The organism is Olsenella sp. An290 (genome assembly GCF_002159535.1).
In the GTDB taxonomy this organism is placed as follows: domain Bacteria; phylum Actinomycetota; class Coriobacteriia; order Coriobacteriales; family Atopobiaceae; genus Thermophilibacter.
In genome coordinates this window covers 1-1,155 of the sequence record NZ_NFIU01000041.1, presented here as the reverse complement: position 1 = coordinate 1,155, position 1,155 = coordinate 1, and the positions used below count along the sequence as shown (strand labels likewise).

The 1,155-nt window shown below is 61.5% G+C and carries 1 protein-coding gene; it reads right to left on the bottom strand.

The window, feature by feature from the left end:
- Positions 1 to 822 (bottom strand): metallophosphoesterase family protein (locus B5F84_RS09410; protein WP_162607438.1); only part of this gene is annotated, 822 nt, incomplete at its 3' end.
- Between the last annotated feature and the right edge of the window lie 333 nt (positions 823 to 1,155).

The following is a 1,155-nucleotide window of genomic DNA, read 5'->3' as shown; positions in this document are numbered from 1 at the left end:
GGCGGCGATGGCCTCCTTCATGAACGCCTTGTGCTCGCTCGTGTTCATGTCATTGGAGTTAAGGGACATGAAGAGCACGCCGTTGTAGGTGAACCAGTAGTCGCCGGAGGCGGCACCCGTGGCATCAACGGCACCCCAATTGGAGCGGTTGGGCATGTTGTAGTTGTAGCTGTAGTGCTGGTTCTTGGCGCCAACCTCGTGGTTGCCGACGTTGGTGGCCAGCGTAATCCCGTGCAGGGCGTCGGGGGCAAAGAAGCCCTCGTACTCGCTCTCGACGGTCTGGGGCGCCGAGGCGTTGATCTGGTCACCGAGGGAGATCATGAAGTCGGTCTCCGGGAAGGCGGCCTCCATGGTGTTGAGGGTGTTCGTCCAGCCCTCGGTGTCGGCCTCAGCATCGCCGCTCGCACCGATCTGCGGGTCGCCCGCGAACATGAAGCTGAAGGAGGCGCCGTCGCCGAGGTCGCCCGTCTCGAAGGAGTAGGCGGCAGACCAGGCCTCGTCATTGCCCACGCGGTACACGTAGGAGGTGTTGGCCTCAAGCCCCTCAACGGTGGCCTTGCAGGAGTTCCAGCCCTCGAGCTCGCTCGCCTCCATGGAGGCGGTGGCGTAGGCAACAAGCTCGCCAGAGGCCGGGAAGTCATCACCGTTCTGCCAGCCCTCGGGCATGACGGCAACCTGAACATAGGACGTAGAGTCAGACGTGGAGAGCCAGTTGAAGTTGCGGGAGGTCTCGGTGGCGCCAATCTCAAGCGAGACGCGATCAACCTGATCTGACGAGGCTGCCTGCACAACCGCGGCCGGCTCGTCGGTAGCGTACGCCACCTGAGCGCTCAGAGGCGCAACAAGGCTGCCGGCAACAGCAAGCGCGGCAAAGATGGCCCCTACCCGTTTGGGACGAAATGTCATATAACCCCTCCTAAGGATTGGGCTCGGACGGGATGTCACGAGCCAGACGTTCCTTTTATAGGGGTCTAACCCACACACTCAGATAAACGGGAAATCAGGGTAGTTTCAGCAAGCGTAACGCCATGGTAAGCGAGAAAAAACGTCCCCGCCACAGGAAAATGCCCCTTGTTGGTCAGCGACGTCCTGCTCTCCCACGGACTGACTCCGCAGTACCATCGGCGCTCGGGGGCTTAACTTCCGGGTTCGGAA